This is a genomic window from Maridesulfovibrio pacificus (SeqCode) (genome assembly GCF_048612815.1).
In the GTDB taxonomy this organism is placed as follows: domain Bacteria; phylum Desulfobacterota; class Desulfovibrionia; order Desulfovibrionales; family Desulfovibrionaceae; genus Maridesulfovibrio; species Maridesulfovibrio pacificus.
The window spans coordinates 1736460-1757810 of record NZ_JBLZNE010000001.1; the positions used below are offsets into that span (position 1 = coordinate 1736460).

General features: G+C 45.9%; 16 protein-coding genes and 5 tRNA genes. 8 read left to right on the forward strand and 13 right to left on the reverse strand.

The window, feature by feature from the left end; translation table 11 throughout:
- Positions 1 to 48 precede the first annotated feature (48 nt).
- Both ACNI23_RS08150 and ACNI23_RS08155 read left to right on the forward strand, forming a co-directional pair.
- A tRNA-Asn gene (locus tag ACNI23_RS08150) sits at positions 49 to 124 on the forward strand.
- Between the two features lie 331 nt (positions 125 to 455).
- Positions 456 to 531, forward strand: a tRNA-Asn gene (locus ACNI23_RS08155).
- 47 nt (positions 532 to 578) lie between these two features.
- On the opposite strand, the gene ACNI23_RS08160 is transcribed toward ACNI23_RS08155, so the two are convergent.
- Positions 579 to 1400 (reverse strand): substrate-binding periplasmic protein, encoded by an 822-nt coding sequence (locus ACNI23_RS08160; protein ID WP_420247823.1) that lies wholly within the window; start codon positions 1398 to 1400, stop codon positions 579 to 581.
- 205 nt (positions 1401 to 1605) lie between these two features.
- Here ACNI23_RS08160 and ACNI23_RS08165 point away from each other — a divergent pair.
- A tRNA-Asn gene (locus ACNI23_RS08165) sits at positions 1606 to 1681 on the forward strand.
- Between the two features lie 94 nt (positions 1682 to 1775).
- Positions 1776 to 2186, forward strand: a complete 411-nt coding sequence (locus tag ACNI23_RS08170; protein WP_420247825.1) for a cereblon family protein — start codon at positions 1776 to 1778, stop codon at positions 2184 to 2186.
- A 61-nt stretch (positions 2187 to 2247) separates the two neighbouring features.
- Here the strand turns inward: ACNI23_RS08170 and pyk are convergent, their stop codons facing one another.
- Positions 2248 to 3675 (reverse strand): pyruvate kinase, encoded by a 1428-nt coding sequence (gene pyk, locus ACNI23_RS08175; protein ID WP_420247827.1) that lies wholly within the window; start codon positions 3673 to 3675, stop codon positions 2248 to 2250.
- A 247-nt stretch (positions 3676 to 3922) separates the two neighbouring features.
- Between pyk and ACNI23_RS08180 the strand changes: the two genes are divergently transcribed.
- The 3 genes from ACNI23_RS08180 to ACNI23_RS08190 all read left to right on the forward strand — a co-directional run bounded on the left by ACNI23_RS08180 (position 3923) and on the right by ACNI23_RS08190 (position 7407).
- Complete coding sequence (locus ACNI23_RS08180; protein ID WP_420247829.1) at positions 3923 to 4399, forward strand: OmpH/Skp family outer membrane protein; 477 nt, start codon at positions 3923 to 3925, stop codon at positions 4397 to 4399.
- A 184-nt stretch (positions 4400 to 4583) separates the two neighbouring features.
- Positions 4584 to 6242: a Na/Pi cotransporter family protein gene (locus tag ACNI23_RS08185; protein WP_420247831.1), complete on the forward strand. Its 1659-nt coding sequence runs from the start codon at positions 4584 to 4586 to the stop codon at positions 6240 to 6242.
- Positions 6243 to 6258: 16 nt separating this feature from the next.
- A complete protein-coding gene (locus tag ACNI23_RS08190) occupies positions 6259 to 7407 on the forward strand; it encodes a hypothetical protein (protein ID WP_420247833.1) in 1149 nt (382 codons plus the stop codon).
- 6 nt (positions 7408 to 7413) lie between these two features.
- On the opposite strand, the gene ACNI23_RS08195 is transcribed toward ACNI23_RS08190, so the two are convergent.
- From ACNI23_RS08195 to ACNI23_RS08220, 6 genes are all read right to left on the reverse strand, one after another.
- Positions 7414 to 9060 (reverse strand): PAS domain-containing sensor histidine kinase, encoded by a 1647-nt coding sequence (locus ACNI23_RS08195; RefSeq protein ID WP_420247835.1) that lies wholly within the window; start codon positions 9058 to 9060, stop codon positions 7414 to 7416.
- Positions 9044 to 10204 (reverse strand): alcohol dehydrogenase-like regulatory protein ErcA, encoded by a 1161-nt coding sequence (ercA, locus tag ACNI23_RS08200; RefSeq protein WP_420247837.1) that lies wholly within the window; start codon positions 10202 to 10204, stop codon positions 9044 to 9046. The genes ACNI23_RS08195 and ercA overlap by 17 nt, the downstream gene beginning before the upstream one ends.
- Positions 10205 to 10453: 249 nt before the next feature.
- Positions 10454 to 11989, reverse strand: a complete 1536-nt coding sequence (locus ACNI23_RS08205; RefSeq protein WP_420247839.1) for a DUF4301 family protein — start codon at positions 11987 to 11989, stop codon at positions 10454 to 10456.
- 427 nt (positions 11990 to 12416) lie between these two features.
- Positions 12417 to 12493, reverse strand: a tRNA-Met gene (locus ACNI23_RS08210).
- A gap of 188 nt (positions 12494 to 12681) precedes the next feature.
- Positions 12682 to 12758: transfer RNA gene (locus ACNI23_RS08215), tRNA-Met, on the reverse strand.
- A 100-nt stretch (positions 12759 to 12858) separates the two neighbouring features.
- Positions 12859 to 13743 (reverse strand): LysR family transcriptional regulator ArgP, encoded by an 885-nt coding sequence (locus ACNI23_RS08220; RefSeq protein ID WP_420247841.1) that lies wholly within the window; start codon positions 13741 to 13743, stop codon positions 12859 to 12861.
- 98 nt (positions 13744 to 13841) lie between these two features.
- Here ACNI23_RS08220 and ACNI23_RS08225 point away from each other — a divergent pair, with 98 nt between their 5' ends.
- Positions 13842 to 14462, forward strand: a complete 621-nt coding sequence (locus ACNI23_RS08225; RefSeq protein ID WP_420247843.1) for a LysE/ArgO family amino acid transporter — start codon at positions 13842 to 13844, stop codon at positions 14460 to 14462.
- Between the two features lie 24 nt (positions 14463 to 14486).
- Here the strand turns inward: ACNI23_RS08225 and ACNI23_RS08230 are convergent, their stop codons facing one another.
- The 5 genes from ACNI23_RS08230 to dhaL form a co-directional block, all read right to left on the reverse strand.
- Positions 14487 to 16616, reverse strand: a complete 2130-nt coding sequence (locus ACNI23_RS08230) for a methyl-accepting chemotaxis protein (protein ID WP_420247844.1) — start codon at positions 16614 to 16616, stop codon at positions 14487 to 14489.
- A gap of 113 nt (positions 16617 to 16729) precedes the next feature.
- The gene (locus ACNI23_RS08235; RefSeq protein WP_420247846.1) at positions 16730 to 17044 is read right to left on the reverse strand and encodes an AzlD family protein; all 315 of its coding nucleotides are present in this window, start codon (positions 17042 to 17044) and stop codon (positions 16730 to 16732) included.
- Positions 17044 to 17742: an AzlC family ABC transporter permease gene (locus ACNI23_RS08240; RefSeq protein ID WP_420247848.1), complete on the reverse strand. Its 699-nt coding sequence runs from the start codon at positions 17740 to 17742 to the stop codon at positions 17044 to 17046. The genes ACNI23_RS08235 and ACNI23_RS08240 overlap by 1 nt, the downstream gene beginning before the upstream one ends.
- 173 nt (positions 17743 to 17915) lie before the next feature.
- Positions 17916 to 20405, reverse strand: a complete 2490-nt coding sequence (ptsP, locus tag ACNI23_RS08245) for a phosphoenolpyruvate--protein phosphotransferase (RefSeq protein WP_420247850.1) — start codon at positions 20403 to 20405, stop codon at positions 17916 to 17918.
- Positions 20406 to 20616: 211 nt separating this feature from the next.
- Positions 20617 to 21246, reverse strand: coding sequence for a dihydroxyacetone kinase subunit DhaL (dhaL, locus tag ACNI23_RS08250; protein WP_420247852.1), 630 nt, complete (start codon positions 21244 to 21246; stop codon positions 20617 to 20619).
- Positions 21247 to 21351: the final 105 nt, after the last annotated feature.

Sequence of the window (21351 nt, forward strand, 5' to 3'; positions counted from 1 at the left end):
GTAGAACCCATCTTCGTTGCAGCGGTGAACGCCGCAACAACCAAATATTCCTCGGTGGCTCAATCGGCAGAGCGGGTGACTGTTAATCACTAGGTTGGGGGTTCAAGTCCCTCCCGGGGAGCCAGATAGCTCAAAGGCTGCTTTCACAAGAAGGCAGCCTTTTTCTTTTTACTTCAAACAGCTGCCAAATTTCACAACTATTTCTTCCCAGAAAAACGTTTCCCCTACCTTTAAATATATATACCCGTAAATCGACTCTACCGGGATTTCTAGAGCCCCCCTCTGGAAGACTGTCTTGTCAACACAGCCAAATCCGTCTTTCTGCACCCAAAATCAATCCCTGAAAGAAAGTCTAAAGAAAATTTAAATTAAATTAAAGATAATATTTGACATGCCCGCAACAAATCCGTAGAAACCATCTTCGTTGAAGGGGAAAATTCCTCAACAACGAATATTCCTCGGTGGCTCAATCGGCAGAGCGGGTGACTGTTAATCACTAGGTTGGGGGTTCAAGTCCCTCCCGGGGAGCCAGATAGCTCAAAGGCTGCTTTCAAATGAAAGCAGCCTTTTTTATTGCCCTATTTTTTAACAATAGCCCTAAGGTTCTGAGGTATAACATCTTCAGGGACAACACCGTTCACATGATATCTTTTCAGGATTGAATAATAGGTTCCATCACGGGCAATTTTCTCAAACCCTTTCATAAAAGCTCTTTTCAACTGCCTGTTTCGCTTTTGAAAAATAACTGAAAGATTCATCTGCTCAATAGACTTACTGGTAAAACTGAACTCTAAAGCTTTTTCCGGAAACAACTCCCAGATTAAGTATTCCCCGGTAACACGGAAAGCTACGGCAAAATCAAACCGCCCTGCGTTCAATTTCAAAAAATTTATCCTGATATCTGAGGCTAGATCGGTCTCTAGACCGGCATTATCCAACACTCTCTGACTACTGCTGCCACGAACATTACCAAATGAATATTTGTCCAGATCCGCAAGCCTGTTAAACGCAACCCCTTCAGGAAATCTTTTAACCTGATAAAAACCAACAAAATTTAGTTGTATAATGTCTACAGCTTCAACCTTATCCTCAAGTCCGCTCTGCCTGAACCATTCCATGGAGCCCAAACAGCAGTCTTGTACCCTTTTAACAATCGACCAGACATTTCTGGACATGGGCAGGAGATCATACTGAGCAGAAAGGCCTTCAGCGGCAAAAGCCTCAGTGACGATATCCCTGAGCATTCCTTTGCCGAATTTTGGTTCTGCATCCTCAAAAACTAAAGGAGGATACAATACAGTTGCCACATTGACAGTTTCGTTGGCAGAAGCAGGCAAAAGCACACAGAACAGCAAGCCCAGACTTACGGCCAAACTGACAATCATTTTATTAATTTCCATACAACACCCTCACCAACAAAATTCAATCAACCTGAGACCATACTACCCTACCAGAGATTTCAACTGCTGTTCAACCTGCAAAAACACGGGATTCCTGCTTAAATAAAAAAAATTGAATTAATTTAAAGATAATGTTTGACAACTTTAAGACAAATCCTTAGAAACTATCTTCGTTGCAGGGGGAAACTCCTCAACAACAAAATATTCCTCGGTGGCTCAATCGGCAGAGCGGGTGACTGTTAATCACTAGGTTGGGGGTTCAAGTCCCTCCCGGGGAGCCAGATAGCTCAAAGGCTGCTTTCAAATGAAAGCAGCCTTTTTCTTTTATATATTCTTTTCTTTGCTCTTACCTGACCGACAGGCTATAATTAGATTATGCAAATAATCGCTCCCCCTACCCCCTGCTCTTTTCTGAAATCAACTCCTACCGACATAGATTCGGGCATCGAGATTGAGGATAAAGACGAACTGCATGAATCTGAGAAGAAAGCCATCACCTGTCGTGAATGTGGAGCAAGAATCACAGACAATTCATTTTCAACCAAGATCAACGACAACCATGAACACTCCTTTTTCAATCCTCATGGCTATGTATTTCAAATAAGATGCTTTTCTGCTGCAACAGGTTGCGTTAGATCCGGCCCCCCATCCAATGAGTTCACTTGGTTCGCAGGTTATACGTGGCAGATAAGCGCGTGCTCCAAATGCAGGGTGCACCTTGGCTGGCGTTTCCAATCGAACACAAACTCTTTTTACGGTCTGATCAAGGACAAAATCAAAGAATAAGAAAAAAGCTCCCGACACCTTCCGGTATCAGGAGCTTTTAAATTGGTACAATCAGTTAATTTTACTTGTAGTAAAGCTTAACTTCATTGGTCTTGGGCGTAGTCTGTCCCGGAGTAGGCTGACCGGAAACAAGAATGTATCCCTCGCCTTTTTCAAACTTATCGTTGGCTTCAAGAAACTCCACAAGACGGTCCCTATGGTTGGTAAGTTTAGACTCAGTAACAATAGGAGAAATACCCCAGAAAAAGTTGAGGTATGCAGGAACGCTTTTGTCAGGAGTCAAACAATAGACTGGCTGAGCAGGTCTACGGCTGCAAACAATCCTTGCGGAAGAACCACTTGAGGAATGGCAAATGATAGCAGGGCTGTCGATATCCTGAGCCAGCAGACAAGCTGAATAGCTCAAATATTTAACCGGATTGGAAACAAGCTCATCAGCAGGCTTATAGGGGCCCTTGATGCGCTCAAGGTAATACGGCTCGGTACCTTCTGCGATTTCTTTTATGTATCCGACAGCTTCAGCAGGATATGCGCCGATTGCAGTCTCTTCGGAAAGCATACAGCAGTCAGCACCGTCCATAATTGCGTTGGCTACATCGTTTGCTTCCGCACGGGTGGGGATCGGGTTCTTAACCATGGAAAGCATCATCTGGGTTGCAACGATAACAGGCTTCTGAGCATGACGTGCTGCGCGGATAAGCTTTTTCTGGATAACAGGAACAGTGGAGAGTTTGCACTCAAGACCGAGGTCACCGCGGGCAACCATGATGCCGCTGGCAAGCTCGAGAATGGATTCAATGTTTTCAACAGCATTCTGACGTTCGATCTTAGCAATAATCGGAAGCACCACACCATGCTTGTTCATTTCATCCAGAACGTCTTGAACGTCCTGCGCTGTCTGAACAAAAGACATGGCAATTGAATCAACACCAATTTCGATACAACCGGCCAAGTCAACTTTATCTTTTTCAGTAAAAGCGGGAAGGGCAATATGCTTACCGGGGAAGGTGATTCCCTTTTTGGATGCAAGCAAACCGGCATTCTGAGCCTGAAGTTTGTACAGCTTATCTTTCTCAAGAGTTTCGGTTACGAAAAACTGAAGCATTCCGTCACTGAGAGAAACTTCCATTCCGTCCTCGAGTCCCTGGAGCAATTCGGGCTGATCGAGAGGAATAAAAGGCATGTCTTTTGCCTTATCCGAAACATCCGGAAGGCCCAGATAGACATAAGCACGGGAGTCGATATCAAGGGGAGCATCCTCAATAACACCTACCCTGATCTTGGGTCCGCAAAGATCCCCCATAATAGTAAGAGGAATGGAAAGCTCCTTTTCAACCTGACGAATCATAGCAATGACGGGCTTAAAGCTCTCTGCGTCAGAGTGGGAAAAGTTCAAACGGAGGATTCTGACACCGTTCTGGACCATTTTGGTAATGGTTTCCACATTACTTGATCCCGGGCCGAGAGTGGCAACAACTTTGGTTCTCATGATCTTGTCCTCGATATTTTATTTGGGTGAAATTTTACTATCCCCAATTGATTGGAAAAATTCGGATCCACCTCTGTCCGATGTTCACTTCCGAAAATATTACTAGCATAATTTTCGGAAATGTACAAAATTTTAATTTCAATCCTTTCTAATTTGCTTCAAATGATTTTTTTATTTTACATGACACCCTTCCGAGTTTATACCGAATAACTCTAAATGAAAATATTTTTAACTAACGGAGTATTGAATGTTTAAAAACATGCTGAAATTAGCTTTGATCATTGCCATGGCAGCATTTATTGCAGGATGTCAGCAACAGGCATCTTCCGGCGGCAAAGTCGGATTTGTCGACACCAACAAAGTTTTCAAAGAATGTAAAGCCGGTATTGAAGGCATGGAATACCTCAAAAAATCAAGCGAAGAGTTTCAGGCAAAATTTACTGAAATGCAGAAAACTCTCGCCGGAAACCAGACCGAAGAAAACACCCGCAAGTTCCAGGAAGCTCTTGGCGAATACCAGAACAAAATGGGTGCAGAGCAGAATCGCATTGTAGAAGCACTGCAGAACGGATTCACCAAAGCAGTTGACGACTACCGTCAGGCTAACGGCTATTCCGTGATCATCTCTACCGAATCAGCTATCAGCTACGACAAGTCCGCTGACATCAGCGACAAGGTCATCGAATCAATGAACAAAATGGACATTAAAATCAAGCCCGAATAATTCCGGCTGATTCCATTAGATCTTAAAAATCCTTCTGAAACTTAGGTTTCAGGAGGATTTTTTGTTACAAAACAGCTGCTTTCGTAGAACATCCCCAACCTTTCCCTTGATTTTTCCCACCACACAGGAGAGTATCAAATTTTATTTTATCTCTTAATTTCAACAAGCTAGAGAATTATCTGATATGAGTTTAGCATTATTTGGAAATCTGTTCGGCGGACTTGGCTTATTTTTAATCGGAATGCGGTTGATGACCACAGGATTAAAACAGGCTGCTGGTAAATCGTTACGAAAAATTCTTGGACAATGGACCAAGAGTCCGGGACGGGGATTATTTTCGGGATTCCTGATTACCGCACTGGTACAATCTTCAAGCGCCGTTACCGTTGCAGTTATCGGCTTTGTGAATGCTGGACTCATTACCCTTTCGCAATCAATCGGGGTCATTTACGGTAGTAATATTGGAACAACAGTCACCGGCTGGATTGTTGCTGCCGTAGGATTCAGCGTCAACCTGAAAGCCTTTGCCCTGCCGGTTATCGCCCTCGGTGCAATTCTGCGTTTAACAGGTCCTACATCACGGCGCGCCTTTTTTGGTGACGCTTTTGCGGGATTCGGCCTGTTCCTCATGGGGATTTCCACCCTGCAAATGGCCTTCAAAGGCATTGAATCGTCCATCGATCTTACAGTATTTGCCTCCATGGGAGCCCTCTCCATCCCGATTTTTATCGGTATAGGCTTAATGCTTACATTGCTTATGCAGAGTTCCAGCGCGGCAATGGCCCTTGTGCTCACAGCCACTGTAAGCGGACTGATGGATCTCAATCAGGGCGCTGCTGCTGTCATAGGTACCAATATAGGTACGACCTCCACAGCCGCCCTCTCCGTTATCGGAGCCACTATCAATGCGAAAAAAGTAGCCACAGGGCATATCATCTTTAATATAATTACCGCCCTTGCAGCTCTTATCATGCTCCCGGTGCTCATAAAGTCCATCCTTTTCTGCATGGATATTATGCACATCTCGCACGAACCGGCTGTTGTTCTGGCCTTGTTCCATACTGCGTTTAACTTTATGGGAGTCCTGATTCTCTGGCCTTTCACGGATAAGCTTGTTTCATTTATTGAAAAAAGATTCGCTTCTCTGGAAGATGACCGGGGACGCCCCAAGTATCTGGACAACAACGTTATCGGAACCCCTACCCTGGCCCTTGATGCCCTAACCCTTGAAATGGAAAGGATAGCCCAGCTTACCCGAAGAATTGTACGCAAGGGGCTTAATTCCGATTTTGGATACGGTGCGCTTCCGATGGATAAAGCTGCACAGGACAGTCTTATAGAGGCTGCCCGCTCTTTCTGCGCCAAACTGCAATCCCGTCCCCTTACTGAACAACAGGGCCAGCAAGTGGCAACAGTCCTGCGCGTACTGCAATACTTCCGGACAGCCGGAGCTCTCTGCGCCTCTTTGGAAAAGAAAAGACTCAAACCTGCCCTTGAATTACTCGGACCGGATGCTGACATGGTCACGGTCTTCCGCAACTCCTGCATCGGCGTCTTAAATGTTGCAGAAAATCCATGTTCTGAAGAGTTTTGTAAAATCGACAACATGATACATGACATGTTATCAGCATACCACGACCTGAAAGCGAAACTGCTTTCTGCCGGTGGAACAGGCAATATCCCCGTCCCAGAAATGGTTGAACAACTTGAACTTTTCTCAAAAATACGACGAATTGCAAGACAAGCAGCCAAAGGCGCAGTATACCTTGCAGCCATGAGACCGGACTCCGGCGTATGCTGTCCGACCAATACCGTTAAATTTGCATGGAACCGCCATTGGTAAACTAACTGGAGCTGCAATGAATAAATTCAAAATCCCCGCAATAATATTTGCTATTGTTTTCGCTGCTTCCGCAACAGCACTTTATCTCTATGTGCAGAAAGATCTGGGTGAAAAAACCGGAGTTAAAGTTGACGCTCCCGAATGGGTAAACAAGGATGGTTCCAGCGGCAAACTGCCTGTGTCCGGCAAAGTGGCCAAATCCGGAACTTCAATAAAGACCGGGATGGAAAATACAACCGAACCTGCCCCCAAAAAAGACGATATAAAAATTACGGAGAAAGCGCCCATTGCTTCCACTGCTAATAAAACCGAGCAATCTCCAGTCGAAAAAGTGGTGGATAAAATAAAAGAGACAATCATCACCGAGGTCTTCCTTGATAACCTCGCACAATATATTGCAGACAACTATCACCCAGCAGGTTCTCTGCCTTATAAAGCCCAAAAAGGATTCAGCTCAGCTTCGTTCAAAGGTATCAATATGCATTTCGGACTGAATCTGCGAGGGCTTATGCCTGAAGCTGAAAACCTTATAACTGCCCGAGAATCCATCTGGTCTTACCTGCTTACTCCAGGCAAACTTGCTGCTCTTTCAAAATCCGAAACCGGGCAGCTACTTGACCTCATTGAGGAAAAAGGAATTCTGGCGGAAAGAAAATTTGCGGAAGGCGACAGTTTCTCTCTTCGTGAACTGACCAGAGAACAGCGGGCTGAGATGTTCCGTTCAAACAGCCAACCGCTGCGTCATGTTGCGGCTGTACTCAAAGCAGTAGCAGATAACCCCGACCTTCTGCAGGCTTTGGACAGCTATATCAAAGCTGAAAAACGAGTGGATTCGGCAAATGGTATTTTCCAGCTTGATCTGGACAACTACCGCAGGATTAAGTCTGAATCATCAAAAAGCAAAGCTGCCCATTCCGGTAAAATCCTTAAGGATGCCATTACCATCAGGGAAAAGATCAAGACCGGTATTACCCAAAAAATCAAGTCATATTGTGCTGGAAAATGCGACAAACCGGATGACTCTTTCTACATAGCCCAATGGATTTTCCGAAGAGTTCATACTGATGAACAAAAGCTCAAAGCCATTACTGCTGGAAGTGAAGCCTTGAGCTATATTGCAGACAAAATGATTGGAAGAGCTGAAGCAATAGAAAAATCAATGTAGTTAAATTCAACACTCAGCAGGAATTCTGATTATGATCTTCATGCCTTCACCCGGGCTGGTTTCAATTTCAAAAGTCCCGCTATGTTTCTGTGTAATGATGAAATAGGAAACAAAAAGCCCCAAGCCGGTCCCTTCACCGACCGGTTTGGTGGTGAAAAAAGGTTCCAAAGCCTTCTTGCGTGTTTCAACTCCCATTCCGGGACCATTATCTTCAATTTCGAGGCGAATAAAGCCGACTTCTTTTCTTAACCGTATAGTGATACGGGCGATATCATCTGCACCCCTGCTCTGATCAGCAAGAATAGCCTGCACGGAATTCTTGAGCAGATTAATAAGGACCTGCTCTATCTCAGACGGAGAACATAAAAGATGGGGCAGGGAATCATCGAATTCCTTAACTATTTCCAACCCTCCCCCACCGGATTTGCTGTAAAAATCATAACCGCTGAAAGAAAGTTCTATTGCTGTTTCAACGATCTGCTCTATATCTGAACAAACTCTTTCTCCACCGGACTGACGGCTGAATTGGAGCATATTGGAAACAATGCGGGCCGAGCGTTCGCCCATCTCCCTGACTGATTCAAGCTTGGAAAGGATCCCTCTTTTCTCGCAATAATCGTGTATGGAGTTAAAAGGAATCCCCAATTCATCAGCAGCAGCATGGTTTTTGGACAGATGTCCTGAAATCCTGCGCTGAATATTCTGAATACCCTGAAGGATCCCACCAAGCGGATTGTTAATTTCATGAGCCATGCCGGCAGCAAGGCCGCCCACAGTCATCATCTTCTCGGTTTGCACCATAACCTCTTCCATGCGGGTCCGGGCAGTAATATCATCAACACGAATAACGGCGCCAGCTTCATCTCCTTTAAACGGGAAGACAACAATTTCATGAAAAACATTGCATCCTTCCCGATCCATATGGAAAATTTCAGTACCACCGTCAATTTCACCGCGTATGGTTGCCGAAATCAAATGTTCAAACCGTCTTAATTCCGGCATCATTTCATAAACAAAATTCCCTTCTGCGTCCTCAGCAGCACGACCGGTTTCCTTGTGCGCATGGTCATTCCAGAGCACTACATTTGAATTTTCATCCACGCCAACCAGTATGGAATGCATAGAGTCGATAACATTACCAAGATAATTGCGGGTCCGCTGCAACTCCCTTTGATCAGCCAGTCTGCGCCGCACGTCACGGGCAACCATGACTATATAGAGTCTGCCACCCACAAAATGCACCCGAAGCGTCATTTCGACCGGAATTTGCGACCCTCCTCTGCCAAGCAGATCAGTCATGGAGACATCTTCCTTATCCCATGAAGAATAGATGTCATCATCAATCAAAACTTCATGCAGCAGAAAGCAGGTATCCTCGGGGAAGACTAATTCCGGCGGGCTGTCCAACAATTCATCCCTATCGTAGCCGGTTTTCTTTAAAGCGGTTTTGTTGACGTCAGCAAAACTCCACGAAAATGCATCAAGCACGAACAGGGCATCATTGGCATTTTCCACCAAAGCCCTGAAACGCTCCAACTCATTAATCCTTTCCCGAAGTTCCGGATAATAGCTTTTGCGCATAGAAGTCTCGCCAAGCCCGATAAGCTTGTTGCGGACATTTTCGTTGGAGTTCGGTTTAGAGCGCCGCTTCATAAATTTTCTCTACATCTTCCTGACTGAGTTCAATCGGATTAGTAACCATACAAGCATCTTTCAACGCCATTTCAGCCAATTTAGGAATCTCTTCACGGGTAAGCCCTAAATCACCAAGAGACATATCTATGCCCGCAGCCCTGCTCAAAGCGACAATTGCCTGTTCAAGCTCATTACAAATTTGCTCATCTGTTTTGCCTGAAACGGATACGCCCATTTTTTCAGCAATACGGGAGTATCTTTCAACAGCATAGGGGAAATTCACCCTGATCACATAAGGAAGTAAGATAGCGTTACACTCACCGTGCGGCAGATCTAAATGCCCGCCCAGACTATGAGCCATAGCGTGCACTGCGCCAAGAATCGCATTGGAAAAAGCAAGTCCTGCTTCCATGCTGCCGAGCATGACTTTTCCCCGCAATTCAAGATTGTCAGGTTCTTTGATAACGGCTGCAAGGTTCTCGGCAACATGCCCAATAGCATCAAGAGCCAGCAGATCGGTTAAAGCTGAATTGGCATTCGAGACATAAGCTTCTATGGCGTGTGTCAATGCATCCATGCCGGTAGCCGCAGTCAACTGAGCATCCATAGTTGATGTAAGCTCGGGATCAATCAGAGCAGCATCCGGGACCATGGCCTTACTGACTATGCTGATTTTAACATCACGCTCAGTATCAGTAATAATAGCAAATTGTGAAACATCGGCAGAACTTCCGGCAGTAGAAGGAATGCAGATCAGCGGAGGGCCGGGAACATCAACCATGTCCACACCCTCAAAATTCAAAATATGGGAATTATTAGTGGTGACAATCCCAATTCCTTTGGCACAATCCATCGGACTTCCACCGCCTACGGCGATGATGCAGTCACATCTGTTTTCCAGATAAAATTCAGCTCCGCGCATGACTTCAACATCACGGGGATTTTCAGAAACATCACTAAAGATAAAAGTCTCAATTCCGGCATCGTTCAAACTTTTTTCAACAGTCCTAACCCAACTGCATTTAACAATCCCGTTATCCGTGACTATCAAAGCCCTGGAGACTCCGAAATTTTCGGCATATTGCCCGGCAAGCTTGGAAGATCCCACACCAAAAACAAGTTCAGGAGCAACAAATTTTCTCATCGCCAAGACTTCTTTCACGCTGCCCTCCACCACTTGAAAATAAAATTCATGCCCAAAGGAGCTCAAAGGTATCAACTTTCACATTCACTCGCATAAGTAACATATAAACTTACATTTCCGCAACAATAGAGCACGAAAACGCATGTTCAAAAAAGAACATACCCAATGATATATTTAATCTTATTGCAGTCGTATGGATAAAAAAAATCTGCCTCTGTGATATTATACAGAGGCAGAATAACTTTTAACGCACTTATACCTTATTGTTTAACTACGATGTTCTTCCTTCAAAAGGTCATTAACAGTCTTGACCGGAGAAAAGGTACTCAACGGAACTTCCACAAATACAGTAATCCAGTCTGCCATGGAACCGTTCCAAAGCCCCGGAAGCTCCATTGCTTTAAGCTTACGGCCATCCTTGGACTTGTGTGAGATAAATCCGGTTTCAGGATCAGAAAAATTCTTCAAGGCATACCATTCACCCCGATGACTTCTCATGCCGCAAACCAAATCAACAGGGTTGAAATGAGTCGCAGTCTGCACGATCGCCGCCTGTTCGGGGTCGTCCATATCCACCTGACTCTTCTCTACAATCTGCGGAGAGATAAAGCCGTCAGGACCATCTACCCAGAAAGGTCCGCCGCCCGGTTCACCTTCATTCTTAACCATTCCGCATACACGTACAGGCTTGGATAACCGGACCCGCAGCATGGTAATCTTATCTTCAAGGCTCATCTGCCCGAAGTTCTCCGGCAACTGCATGGAAAGATAAGAAACAGCAAATATGGCCACCGCTGCGACTTCAAATTCACTGCAGTTATGATTCTCAAGCATATTCAGACACTCAAAAATCTGATCCTGCAACTTCACCAGCAATCCGCCGATTATCTTCTTATACTCAAGAGTATCGCCCTTCATACTGTCGGGAACGACATTATCAATATTTTTCAGATAAACCAGATCGCCACGCACCTTGTGCAGGTTATCCAGCAAAGCACCATGCCCGGCAGGACGGAATAAAATCTTTCCATCATCAGTGCGGAACACCTCATTATCCATATCTACAGCAACAGTATCGCTCTTCCTGCATTGCTGTGAAAAATCAATATCAAAACGGCAATCAGGATAATTCTGGACAGCCTTGGCAACATGATCACGAATGGTCTGCTCATGGGCCGGAGAAACAGTAAAGTGCAACTTGGCCTTGCCACGACGATCTTTGATATGGGCAGCAGCCTCAGCAATATGTTCTTCGAAAGGCGTACGGCAACCGTCTTCGTAATTATGGAAAGGAATCAAACCCTTAGGCATAGCCGCATAGTTCAAGCCCTTTTCAGTAAGCAGATATTCAAGAATCTGAGCATAATCCTGATCTGCATATGCATCTTCAAGATTTACGTCATCTTCCATCATGACCTGCTGCAAATCAGAATAAAACGGAAGCACGGGAAGCAGGTCCATAAAATCCTGGACCATATCGGTCTCTTTGTCAGAAAGCTCTTCATCATTCAGCTTTGCCAACAAATGTTTGAACATTCTGGTTGCCGCTCCTGAAGCCGGAACGAACTTGGTAAACCGACCTTCATCGGCAGCTTCTTCAAAACAATCCAGCAATTCTTCTTTTTGTTCGGGCTTAATTCGATAAATTCCATCGTTTAAAGTACAGGCCCGTTCGAGTTTTGTCGGAGCAAACCCCTTCTTGAATCGTTCAATCTGCTCAGCCAGTGCGGATGCGGAAATTCCTTCACCAATAATATCAATTAAACCATTCTCAATTTCGCGGAGATCATTTTCAGTTACCATAACGTACCTTCCCGTGCTTTAAATTGAAAAACAGTGTAAAATCATAATCTTAAGTCGGCCTATACACCATTTCTATGCGCAATCGACACTGACAGATACTTACCCCTTAACACAGATTTTCAGCCGTGTTTAGTGGCAAAATAAAGATATTTGAAACTTTTTTGCTTTTTCCTGATAACTCAAAAACTTAATACAACGTATTGAAATAAATCATTATTTAATCTAGACATTTTTTAAGCAATCAAAATAATGATAATTGTGTCCCAAAATTGAAACACTGAAGGCGAATCGATGACGAAAAGATTTCCCAGTCGAATAGAAATGCAAAAGTGAGGCCTAAAAAAGTCCCCAACATCGCTGTTCTTGCGATGATGAGGACAAAAAAAAAGACCCAACCTGATGGTTGAGTCTTTTTGATGAAGCATGGTGGTTGCGGGGGCCGGATTTGAACCAACGACCTTCGGGTTATGAGCCCGACGAGCTACCAAGCTGCTCCACCCCGCGTCACTGTGAGAGCATGTCTACATGCTCTGTAATTTGCTGTCAACAACTAGTTGAACATTTTGCAAATTATTTTTCAAATATTTTCAGGAGTTAAGAATACTTTGAGTATCAATCCCGAACTCAGTCAAATGAGGAAAAGCTATTCCGCTATTTGCCACAAACATTTCCGCCATGACCGGAAATATCGGTGGTTGCGGGGGCAGGATTTGAACCTACGACCTTCGGGTTATGAGCCCGACGAGCTACCAAGCTGCTCCACCCCGCGTCACTGAGAAGAGAAGAACTACAGTTACCCCCTACAGAAGTCAACTTAAAAATTAAAATAAAATGATTAAACTACAAGATAATCACAATAACCCATAATTTTAGACCTTTTTATTGAAATATCCAACCAGTTCACGGCGCAAGCCTTCAAGCAACTTAGTTTCAACATTCCAGGAATGCCAGTAGAGCGAAACAGGCACCCTGCCATGCGGCACAACCTCAATCAATTGCCCGGATTCCAATTCATCTTCCACTTGAAACTCAGGAACCATACCGTATGCAAGCTCACGGCAGATAATATCAACAAAGGATTCTGTGGACGGGATGTAAAATATTGGATGTGCCACCGAATCGCCCGGAAAGATTTTTTCCAGCATCTGCGATTGCGTTTCATCTTTACGGTTAAAGACTGCTGCCGGAGCCTTTGCAACCGACTCACGATTAAATCCGTCTTTAAACCAACGTTTGTAAAAATCCGGTGTGCTCAGACACAGGTAATCGAAAGTTGCCAGATAATCGCTGCGGCATCCTTTAACAGGTTTGGAAACAGTTCCGATACAACCCACAACTTCTCCCCGAGCAAGCATCTCATGGGTCCGGTTTTCATCATCTACATATAAATCCAGCAACACATTGTGCTCTTTTAAGAAACCATCAAGAGCATCCAGAAACCACGTTGCAAGACTGTCCGCATTAACCCCCACAGGCAAAGTCACGAATTCACCACTGGGATTAAGGCCCATGGAATCATTCAAATCATGCTCCATAATCCGGATGGTGTGCAGATGCTTAATCAGCTTGCGGCCATCCTCTGTGGGCTCAGGAGGTGTGGACCGGACCACTAATACCCGGCCCAATTGTTCTTCAAAATTTCTTATGCGCTGCGAAACTGCTGATTGGGAAATATTCAGCTTCAGTGCAGCCTTATCAAACCCACCTTCTTCAATTACCGCAGCCAGTGCTTCCAGAAAAATGTTATCAAGCATGCTTTCATTATAAGTTAAACTTATTAGAAATGAAAATATTTAATTTTACTAATTTTTACCTTCACCCTATATTCCTGAAAAAACAAACGGAGCAAACAATGTCATCACTTATTCCATATATGCAGGGTTTCGGGACAGGGGCAGGATTAATCATCGCCATCGGTGCGCAAAATGCTTTTGTGCTTACCCAGAGCATCAGAAAAAACCATCACATGACAGTATGCCTTGTCTGCGCTATCTGTGACGCGCTGCTGATTACGCTGGGGATATTGGGAACAGGTGAGTTAATCGCTTCAAACCCGATGCTTCTAAAACCAGCTGCATGGGGCGGTGCCGCGTTTCTGGCATGGTACGGATTCGGATCTTTACGTTCTGCCATCAAAGGAGCCCAGCTGGAAACCGGGGAAGTTGCCAAGACAGGATTGAAATCAATAATCCTGCTGACCCTCTCCATCACCCTGCTTAACCCGCATGTCTATCTGGATACGGTAGTCATGCTCGGCTCAATCAGCGGACAATATGACGGTCTGGATCGTTACATGTTCGGATTCGGTGCCATGACTGCATCTTTTGTATGGTTCTATACCCTTGGATTCGGCGGACGTGCCCTCGCACCGCTTTTCAAGAAGCCTGTAACATGGCGGGTGCTGGACAGTGCTGTATGCCTGACCATGTGGTTTATCGCATGGAATCTGGCTGAAAAGGCCATGAGTGTTTAAAAAAATCACTCATGGCCCTTTCAATTATTTAGATTTAAGTTCACTGATAACCCTGTTCAAACTCTCTGTCATTTCCGAGAGAGAGCGCATGGCTTCAGATGCCTGATCCATGAAGGTAACATTTTCAACTGCAATTTCATCTACTTCAGCAACACTACGGTTGATCTGCTCAGAAGCGGCAGACTGCTCTTCAGATGCGGTAGCAATGGCTTGAACCATTTCGTTAGTAGAATTGATCATTTCAACAATACCATCAATGGCCTCACCTGCCTGTCCAGCCAATTCTGTGCTGCTTTCCACGACTTTCGATGTTTCTTCCATTCTGCTGATGGAACTGGCTGTGCCATTCTGAATAGCATTAATAGCTTCACCAACTTCATTGGTGGCAGAAACTGTTTTCTCTGCAAGCTTACGAACTTCATCGGCAACAACGGCAAAGCCACGCCCTGCCTCACCTGCTCTTGCAGCTTCAATTGCGGCATTAAGGGCCAATAAATTAGTCTGGTCGGCAATATCGGTAATTACACTCATAATGTGTCCGATAGAATCTGCCTGCTGACCAAGATTATCGAGTTCCTCCCGGAGCATGATGGTTTCTTGGTTCAACTTCTTAGTGGAATTGACCACCTCATTAACAACTCTACCGCTCTTCGCCCCTTCCTGATGAGCTTTTTCAGCCATTTCAGCAGCCAATCCAGCATTACTGGCCACTTCCAGAACCGAAGCGTTCATTTCTTCCATTGCTGTTGCTGTTTCCGAAGAACGGACTCTTTGAGTTTCTGCACCGCTTTTTGAATTATCAATTTGAGCGGCAAGCTGAGTTGAAGACGAGGCAACCTGTCCAACTATCCCTTCAAGCTCGCTTGCGGCATGGCTCATTCCCTCTTGCTTTGCTCGTTCAGCCTGACGCATGGCCTCTTCTGCTCTTGCTGTAGCCTTCTCAGCCTGAGCAGCCTTTTCTTCCGCATCTTTTGTTTTAGCCGTAATTTCAGTTATATTATCGCGTAAAGTTGAAGCCATTGAATTAAGAGCTTTTTGCAGCAACGTAACTTCATCATTACCCTTTGCCTGCAAAGCAATATCAAAATTACCTTCGGTTATCTTGGTTGCTGCTTCAGCACTCTCCTGAACGGCAGTAGCTATCCGTGTAGAAAGAACACGTGCAAGCGCTAAGGCCGCGATAATGGATATTAAAGAAACAACAATATAGATAGCAATGGAGGAAGAGATTATGTCTTCCATTTTTGCAATATATGCCTTAACTTGCTTAGCTTCACCCTCACCAAGTTTATCAATGCTATCGCGCATTGCCCCGAAGTCCTTGCTGCTCTTTACCAAGAGTTCATTCTTTTTAATATTATCAGCAAAAGCCTCAGTTGTAAGAGCTATGTAAAGTTCTCCCTGAGTGTTCCAAAGCTTATAAAGCTTAATAAACTTTTGTTTTAATTCATCTGCCTCATACCCCAATAAATCCGCACCCTTAACAACACGATCAAAAGTCTGTGCCGCATTTTCTTTATAGCTTTCAACCTGCGCTTTAAGCTCGCCTACATTTTGCGCCCGATCAATGATCAGCACGGCCACATAGGCCTGATAAGCGTCTCTATCCGCATTTAGAATACTGGAAAGAGCCTGCGGACCAATTTGCAAAGCCCGGTCATTAGCCATCTCTCCAAGCTTATCAATTACATCGCGCATGCCGCCAAATGAATTCATAGCACTTTTTTTAGCTTCTGCCCTTTTGCTATTAATCTCCAATGTATTGGCGGTTATTTTCAAAGCCGCACTGTTGCCGTCCTTCCAAAGAGCATATCTCTTTTTAAAATCAGCAAAATCATTTGCCATGTCAGGGGCAAAATTTTCTGAAGGACCATTTATTCTATCCCAAGTCTGTTGTTGATTCTCTTCATTTGATTTTTCGGCCTGACTCAGAGCTGCCGCGTCTTTCGCTCGCTCTGCATCAATCATTGCCAATTGAGCCTGATAGGCATCACGGTCAGCATCAATCATTGTAGCGCGGTCCAGATGTAGAGTATTTACAAGACCGACATTTGTTTTAATTACTTCAAGACTAAAAAGACCTAGCGCCGAAAGAAGGAGTAAGGCCGCAACAGGAACCCCAACCATAATCAACATTTTAAATTTAATTTTCATAACAATTTGCCCCTCGATTTTGCCACAGGGTATGCGTCTCACCCCAGTGTGCTTACAATTATCACTCCACTAATGATAACACGGGTAAATTGATTACGTCTAACAAAAGCTGACTATGGGAGAATAAACTGCCTGCCCAGTGCCACCACCAGCATTCCTGCGAGCATGGCTAGAAAAACATTTTTGGTTTTGAAAGTGATCGCCACGGTGATCAGGCCGCCCGCAAGCCCTATTAAACCTTCATTAAAAAAACCGGGGGCGGCTAGGGAGATAAGAATGGTACCGGGTAGAGCTTTCAATGCTCTGCCGAAACGTCCGCCAGTGGGGAGATATCCAGCCAGCAACAGACCGCCTACGCGCATAAAGTAAGTTGCGAGCGCAGCAAGGGCGATAACCAGAACCGCATTTTCAGGACTGTAAAGATTCATTATGACGCATCCTCCACTTCTGCTTCCGCTTCAACTTCGGGAACAAACGCCGCACAAATTGCGCCAAGAATTCCGCCTACTAAAATATACCACTTGCCAGGGATGAAATACTCGGTAAGCACCGATGCACTGATGGCTACCAGCCATGGCAACACGTCCTGTCTGCCCTGCCAAAGGGAGACTGCCAGCGCGGTAAAAACTGCGGTAAAGGCAAAATCAAGGGCCAGTATTTTAGGATCAGGTATCAATCCACCGAAGTACATTCCCCCCATAGTCCCGGCACTCCAAAAGAGCATGAGCAGCAAGCCGCCGCCAAGCAGATGGAAGACATCACCTTCACCTTTGCGGGCCGCAACCATGGTCATGGCCCAGTTCTCATCAGCCACAAAATGCATTATCCCCAAACGTTTCAGCACCCCCTGTCCGGCAAACAGATCTTTAAGAGAAGCACCGATAAGAACATAACGCAGGTTCACAATAACCACCGCAAGTGCCATCTCAAGCACCGGAAGCGGAGCATTCCACATATCCACCAACACAAATTGCGCTGATCCCGCAAACATGAACACGTTCAAAGCCATCATATCGATCCAGCTTATGGACTTTTGTGCAGCCAAAACACCCAACACCCCTGCATAGGCAACGACACTGGGCAAAAGCGGGACATTAGCTTTAACGCCGCGCATAAAACCGCTCATATACAAACCTCCAGCATGAGGAAAATTACTTGAAAATAAGAAACCAAGAATAGAACTGCTATTTAGCTGAAATATGTAAAGGTTAAAAGATACAGATTAATCAAAAATCTACAGAACAAAAAAAGACCCGTCCAAAAGAACGGGCCTTTAAAATTATCGAATGCAATAAAACACTATTTCAACAAGCCACGAACCTCATCGCCGGATTTGGCAGCTAAAGCCTTTTCAGCCAAAGCACGGCAATCATCCATTGATACAGCGCGAATGGCTTCCTTCACTTCAGGTATGGAAGGCCCGCTCATGCTCAGCTCATCAAGACCGAGTCCAAGCAGCAATGCAGAGGCCTTAGGGTTCCCTGCCAGCTCACCGCACATGCCTACTTCAATTCCTTTGGCCTTAGCAGCATCGCAGGTCATTTTGACCATGCGCAGGACAGCTGGATTAAGGCTATCACAAATCTTTGCAACAGACTTGTTACCGCGATCCGCAGCCATGACGTACTGGGTAAGATCATTGGTTCCGATACTGAAGAAATCGCAGATTGCACCAAGCTTTTCAGCTTCTGCAACAGCGGACGGAACTTCAATCATGATTCCGGTCTTGATCTTATTAGCAATCCTTAAGCCTTCAGAAAGAAGCCCTTCGCGGACCTCGGCCTGAAATGCGAGAACACCTTCAAGCTCTTCCACCCCGGAAATCATGGGGAACATAATCCAGATATTTTCCTCGCTGGCAGCACGCAGTAAAGCGCGCAACTGGGTGCGGAAAAGCTCGGGACGGGCCATGCAGAAACGTACTCCGCGCTCACCGAGAAACGGGTTATCTTCAACCGGAGTCTCAAGATATTTAACAGGCTTATCTCCGCCGATATCAAGAGTGCGGATGATCACCGGATCACCGTTCATAGCCTTGGCAGCTTCCACGTATGCTTCGAACTGCTCCTGCTCATCCGGTTCCTGGTCACGATCCTGAAAAAGGAATTCGGTACGGAAAAGCCCTACACCCTCTGCGCCGTATTCCAGCACACGAGGCGCATCGGCAGGAGTACCTATATTACCCATGACCATAATTTCAGTGCCGTCCACTGTCCTGGCCGGGGCAGCACCTTTAGCCTTGGCTTCTTCACGATCAGCCAGCCACTGGTCACGCTTGGCGGATATTTCATCCAGCTTGGCCTGATCCGGAGCAGTCCAAACCATACCTCGAAAACCGTCCAACGCAATCATCTTGCCATCGGAAACCTGCTGAAAGCATTCCCCTGTGCCGATAACCGCCGGGATACCCATGGAACGGGACAGAATTGCAGCATGGGAGGTTGCCCCACCTATCTCGGTAACAATCCCGAGCACTTTTTCAGGGTCCATTCCGGCAACATCAGATGGTGTAAGATCATGAGCCACTATGATAGATTCGCGTTCAAGCCTTATGGCCTGCTCACCTTCTCCGGTAAGCACACGCAGTACGCGCCCGCCGCAATCCATAACGTCTGCGGCACGGGCCTGCATGTATGCGTCATCAAGTCCCCGGTAATCAGCAGCCATCTTGTCCATGACCTGAAACCATGCGAACTCGGCATTGACCTTTTCAGCGAAAATCAGATCAGCAGCGTTGTCACGCATATCCTTGTCGCCAAGGATCAAACCGTGCACTTCAAAAATTGCGGCATTGGCCTTGCCTGCGGTCTTTTCAGTTTCACGCTGCAAAGCCTGAATATCTGCAAGAGCCGTTGCGATTGCCTGATCTAGCCGCTTAGCTTCGGCATCAGTATCGGAAGCTTCAACCCGCTCCACTTCCGGCAAGGTTGCCAGATGCGCATAGACCGGACCGACAGCATAACCTGTGGATGCCGGAGCACCGGAGACAAATCCTTCTCCGCCGGCCTTGCACGGTTCGGTTTCCATGACCACTTCAGCTACGTCTTCATCACGCTCACCGAAATTATCGGCATGCAAAGTCTTCAAGCCTTCAATGGCCTGTCGCGCGTCAGGTCCGGTCGCAGTGACAGTGATGGTTTCGCCATTCTTGACTGCCAGCAAAGCAACCTGATTGATGCTCTTACCGGAGGCTGTCTTATCACCCTTGCGGATCTGGATGGCAGATTGAAATTTACCGGCCACTGCAACAAGATTTGCTGCCGGACGGGCATGCAATCCCATCTTATTGATGACCAACAGGTCGCAACTGACCTCTTCGCCTTCCAAAATGTCTTCCTGAACGGGACCGGCAGTCTGAACAGACTCTCCGGTAATCGGGGCCAGCTGCTCAATCTTTACATTCAAAGCTGCGCCAGCTTCGGCACTGACTTCTTTAAGAGAAGCGCCCACTGAAGCCTGCACTGCTGCAGCCATAGTTCCTTCAACAATAGGAGCCGAGCAAAGCAGAACCTTTTCCTTGACCTCATCGGGCAGAAAATCGAGCGCAGTTTCAGCACTCATGAGTGCGCTGCCAAGGTCCATTATGACCAGCACACCGTCTTCGGATTGTGCGGCAACGGATTCAATGGCCATCATAACCTTCATAGGGTCGGTACCGATGGGGTTGTCCGGATCATCGATGCCGCCTGCGGCTTCCATGACCACAGAGCCGCGAGTCATCTGCTCAGCCAGCTCCAAAACACCCTGAGCCAACATCTGGCTATGGGAAACAATTACTAATCCTACCATATTTAAATGCCTCCGGCGGCTCTCCGAGGGCCAGAGAAACTTTTTGAAAAAAGTTTCTCTGGACTCTTCAAAAACTTTTAATAGGGCTTCGCCACTTTTACGCAAAATTTTGCGATATATCAGTAGACAAAAAAATAATACGTTTTGGGATTCTTAAACCCTTTTGGAAAAGGGTTTGAGGCCCCCGGCAGGGCCGCCGGAGGCATATCACTTAAGAAAGAACTTCTTTTAAAGTTTCCAGCATGTAATAAGAAGAAGTTGCACCGGGGTCCTGATGACCGATGGAACGTTCGCCGAGATAGCTGGCGCGTCCTTTTTTAGCCTGCAAGGGGATGGTGTCGGCAAGGGCCTTTTCACCTACGGGCAGTGCAGCTTCAACTATGGCGAGAACATCATCACCGTTTCCGGCCTTCTCTTTAACCACTTCGAGCACAGGTGCCCAAAGGTCATACATGGTTTTGTCACCAAGATCAGGACGACCACGCTGGAGAATACCTTCAACACCAGCTTCGATTACTTTAGCGAAATCTTCGGGACTGAGTTCTTCCTTACCGCCCATGATCATGCCGCCCTTCATCCAGAAAGTACCATACAGGGGACCACTGGCACCGCCGACGCTGGACATGAGAGTCATACCAACTGTCTTGAGGATGGTACCGATATCTTTTGATTCTACGGTGGGCAGCTTTTCCATGACCTTACCGAAACCGCGGGTCATGTTGATTCCGTGGTCAGCATCACCGATAGCGGCATCGAGTTCAGTGAGGTATTCCTTTTTGTCGGCATAAACTTCGTTAAGCTTTCCGAGCCATGCAATAAGTTGAGCCTTGTTCATGGACATTTTCTATCCTCCAAAAGATGACGCCATTAAAAACTGGGTCAGGTTTAAAATTACGGTGGGCATATACGATAACAGCGTCAGCCCGGAAATACTCTTTGAAAAAGA

Excerpts from the sequence above, each read along its gene's own strand:
- ACNI23_RS08195 (WP_420247835.1), bottom strand. The coding sequence starts at position 9,060 with ATGAAGCGGCGCTCTAAACCGAACTCCAACGAAAATGTCCGCAACAAG.
- ACNI23_RS08225 (WP_420247843.1), top strand. The coding sequence starts at position 13,842 with ATGTCATCACTTATTCCATATATGCAGGGTTTCGGGACAGGGGCAGGA.
- dhaL (WP_420247852.1), bottom strand. The coding sequence starts at position 21,246 with ATGTCCATGAACAAGGCTCAACTTATTGCATGGCTCGGAAAGCTTAAC.
- ACNI23_RS08170 (WP_420247825.1), top strand. The coding sequence starts at position 1,776 with ATGCAAATAATCGCTCCCCCTACCCCCTGCTCTTTTCTGAAATCAACT.
- ACNI23_RS08160 (WP_420247823.1), bottom strand. The coding sequence starts at position 1,400 with ATGGAAATTAATAAAATGATTGTCAGTTTGGCCGTAAGTCTGGGCTTG.
- ACNI23_RS08180 (WP_420247829.1), top strand. The coding sequence starts at position 3,923 with ATGTTTAAAAACATGCTGAAATTAGCTTTGATCATTGCCATGGCAGCA.
- ACNI23_RS08230 (WP_420247844.1), bottom strand. The coding sequence starts at position 16,616 with ATGAAAATTAAATTTAAAATGTTGATTATGGTTGGGGTTCCTGTTGCG.
- ACNI23_RS08205 (WP_420247839.1), bottom strand. The coding sequence starts at position 11,989 with ATGGTAACTGAAAATGATCTCCGCGAAATTGAGAATGGTTTAATTGAT.
- ptsP (WP_420247850.1), bottom strand. The coding sequence starts at position 20,405 with ATGGTAGGATTAGTAATTGTTTCCCATAGCCAGATGTTGGCTCAGGGT.
- ACNI23_RS08185 (WP_420247831.1), top strand. The coding sequence starts at position 4,584 with ATGAGTTTAGCATTATTTGGAAATCTGTTCGGCGGACTTGGCTTATTT.
- pyk (WP_420247827.1), bottom strand. The coding sequence starts at position 3,675 with ATGAGAACCAAAGTTGTTGCCACTCTCGGCCCGGGATCAAGTAATGTG.
- ACNI23_RS08240 (WP_420247848.1), bottom strand. The coding sequence starts at position 17,742 with ATGAGCGGTTTTATGCGCGGCGTTAAAGCTAATGTCCCGCTTTTGCCC.
- ACNI23_RS08190 (WP_420247833.1), top strand. The coding sequence starts at position 6,259 with ATGAATAAATTCAAAATCCCCGCAATAATATTTGCTATTGTTTTCGCT.
- ACNI23_RS08235 (WP_420247846.1), bottom strand. The coding sequence starts at position 17,044 with ATGAATCTTTACAGTCCTGAAAATGCGGTTCTGGTTATCGCCCTTGCT.
- ACNI23_RS08220 (WP_420247841.1), bottom strand. The coding sequence starts at position 13,743 with ATGCTTGATAACATTTTTCTGGAAGCACTGGCTGCGGTAATTGAAGAA.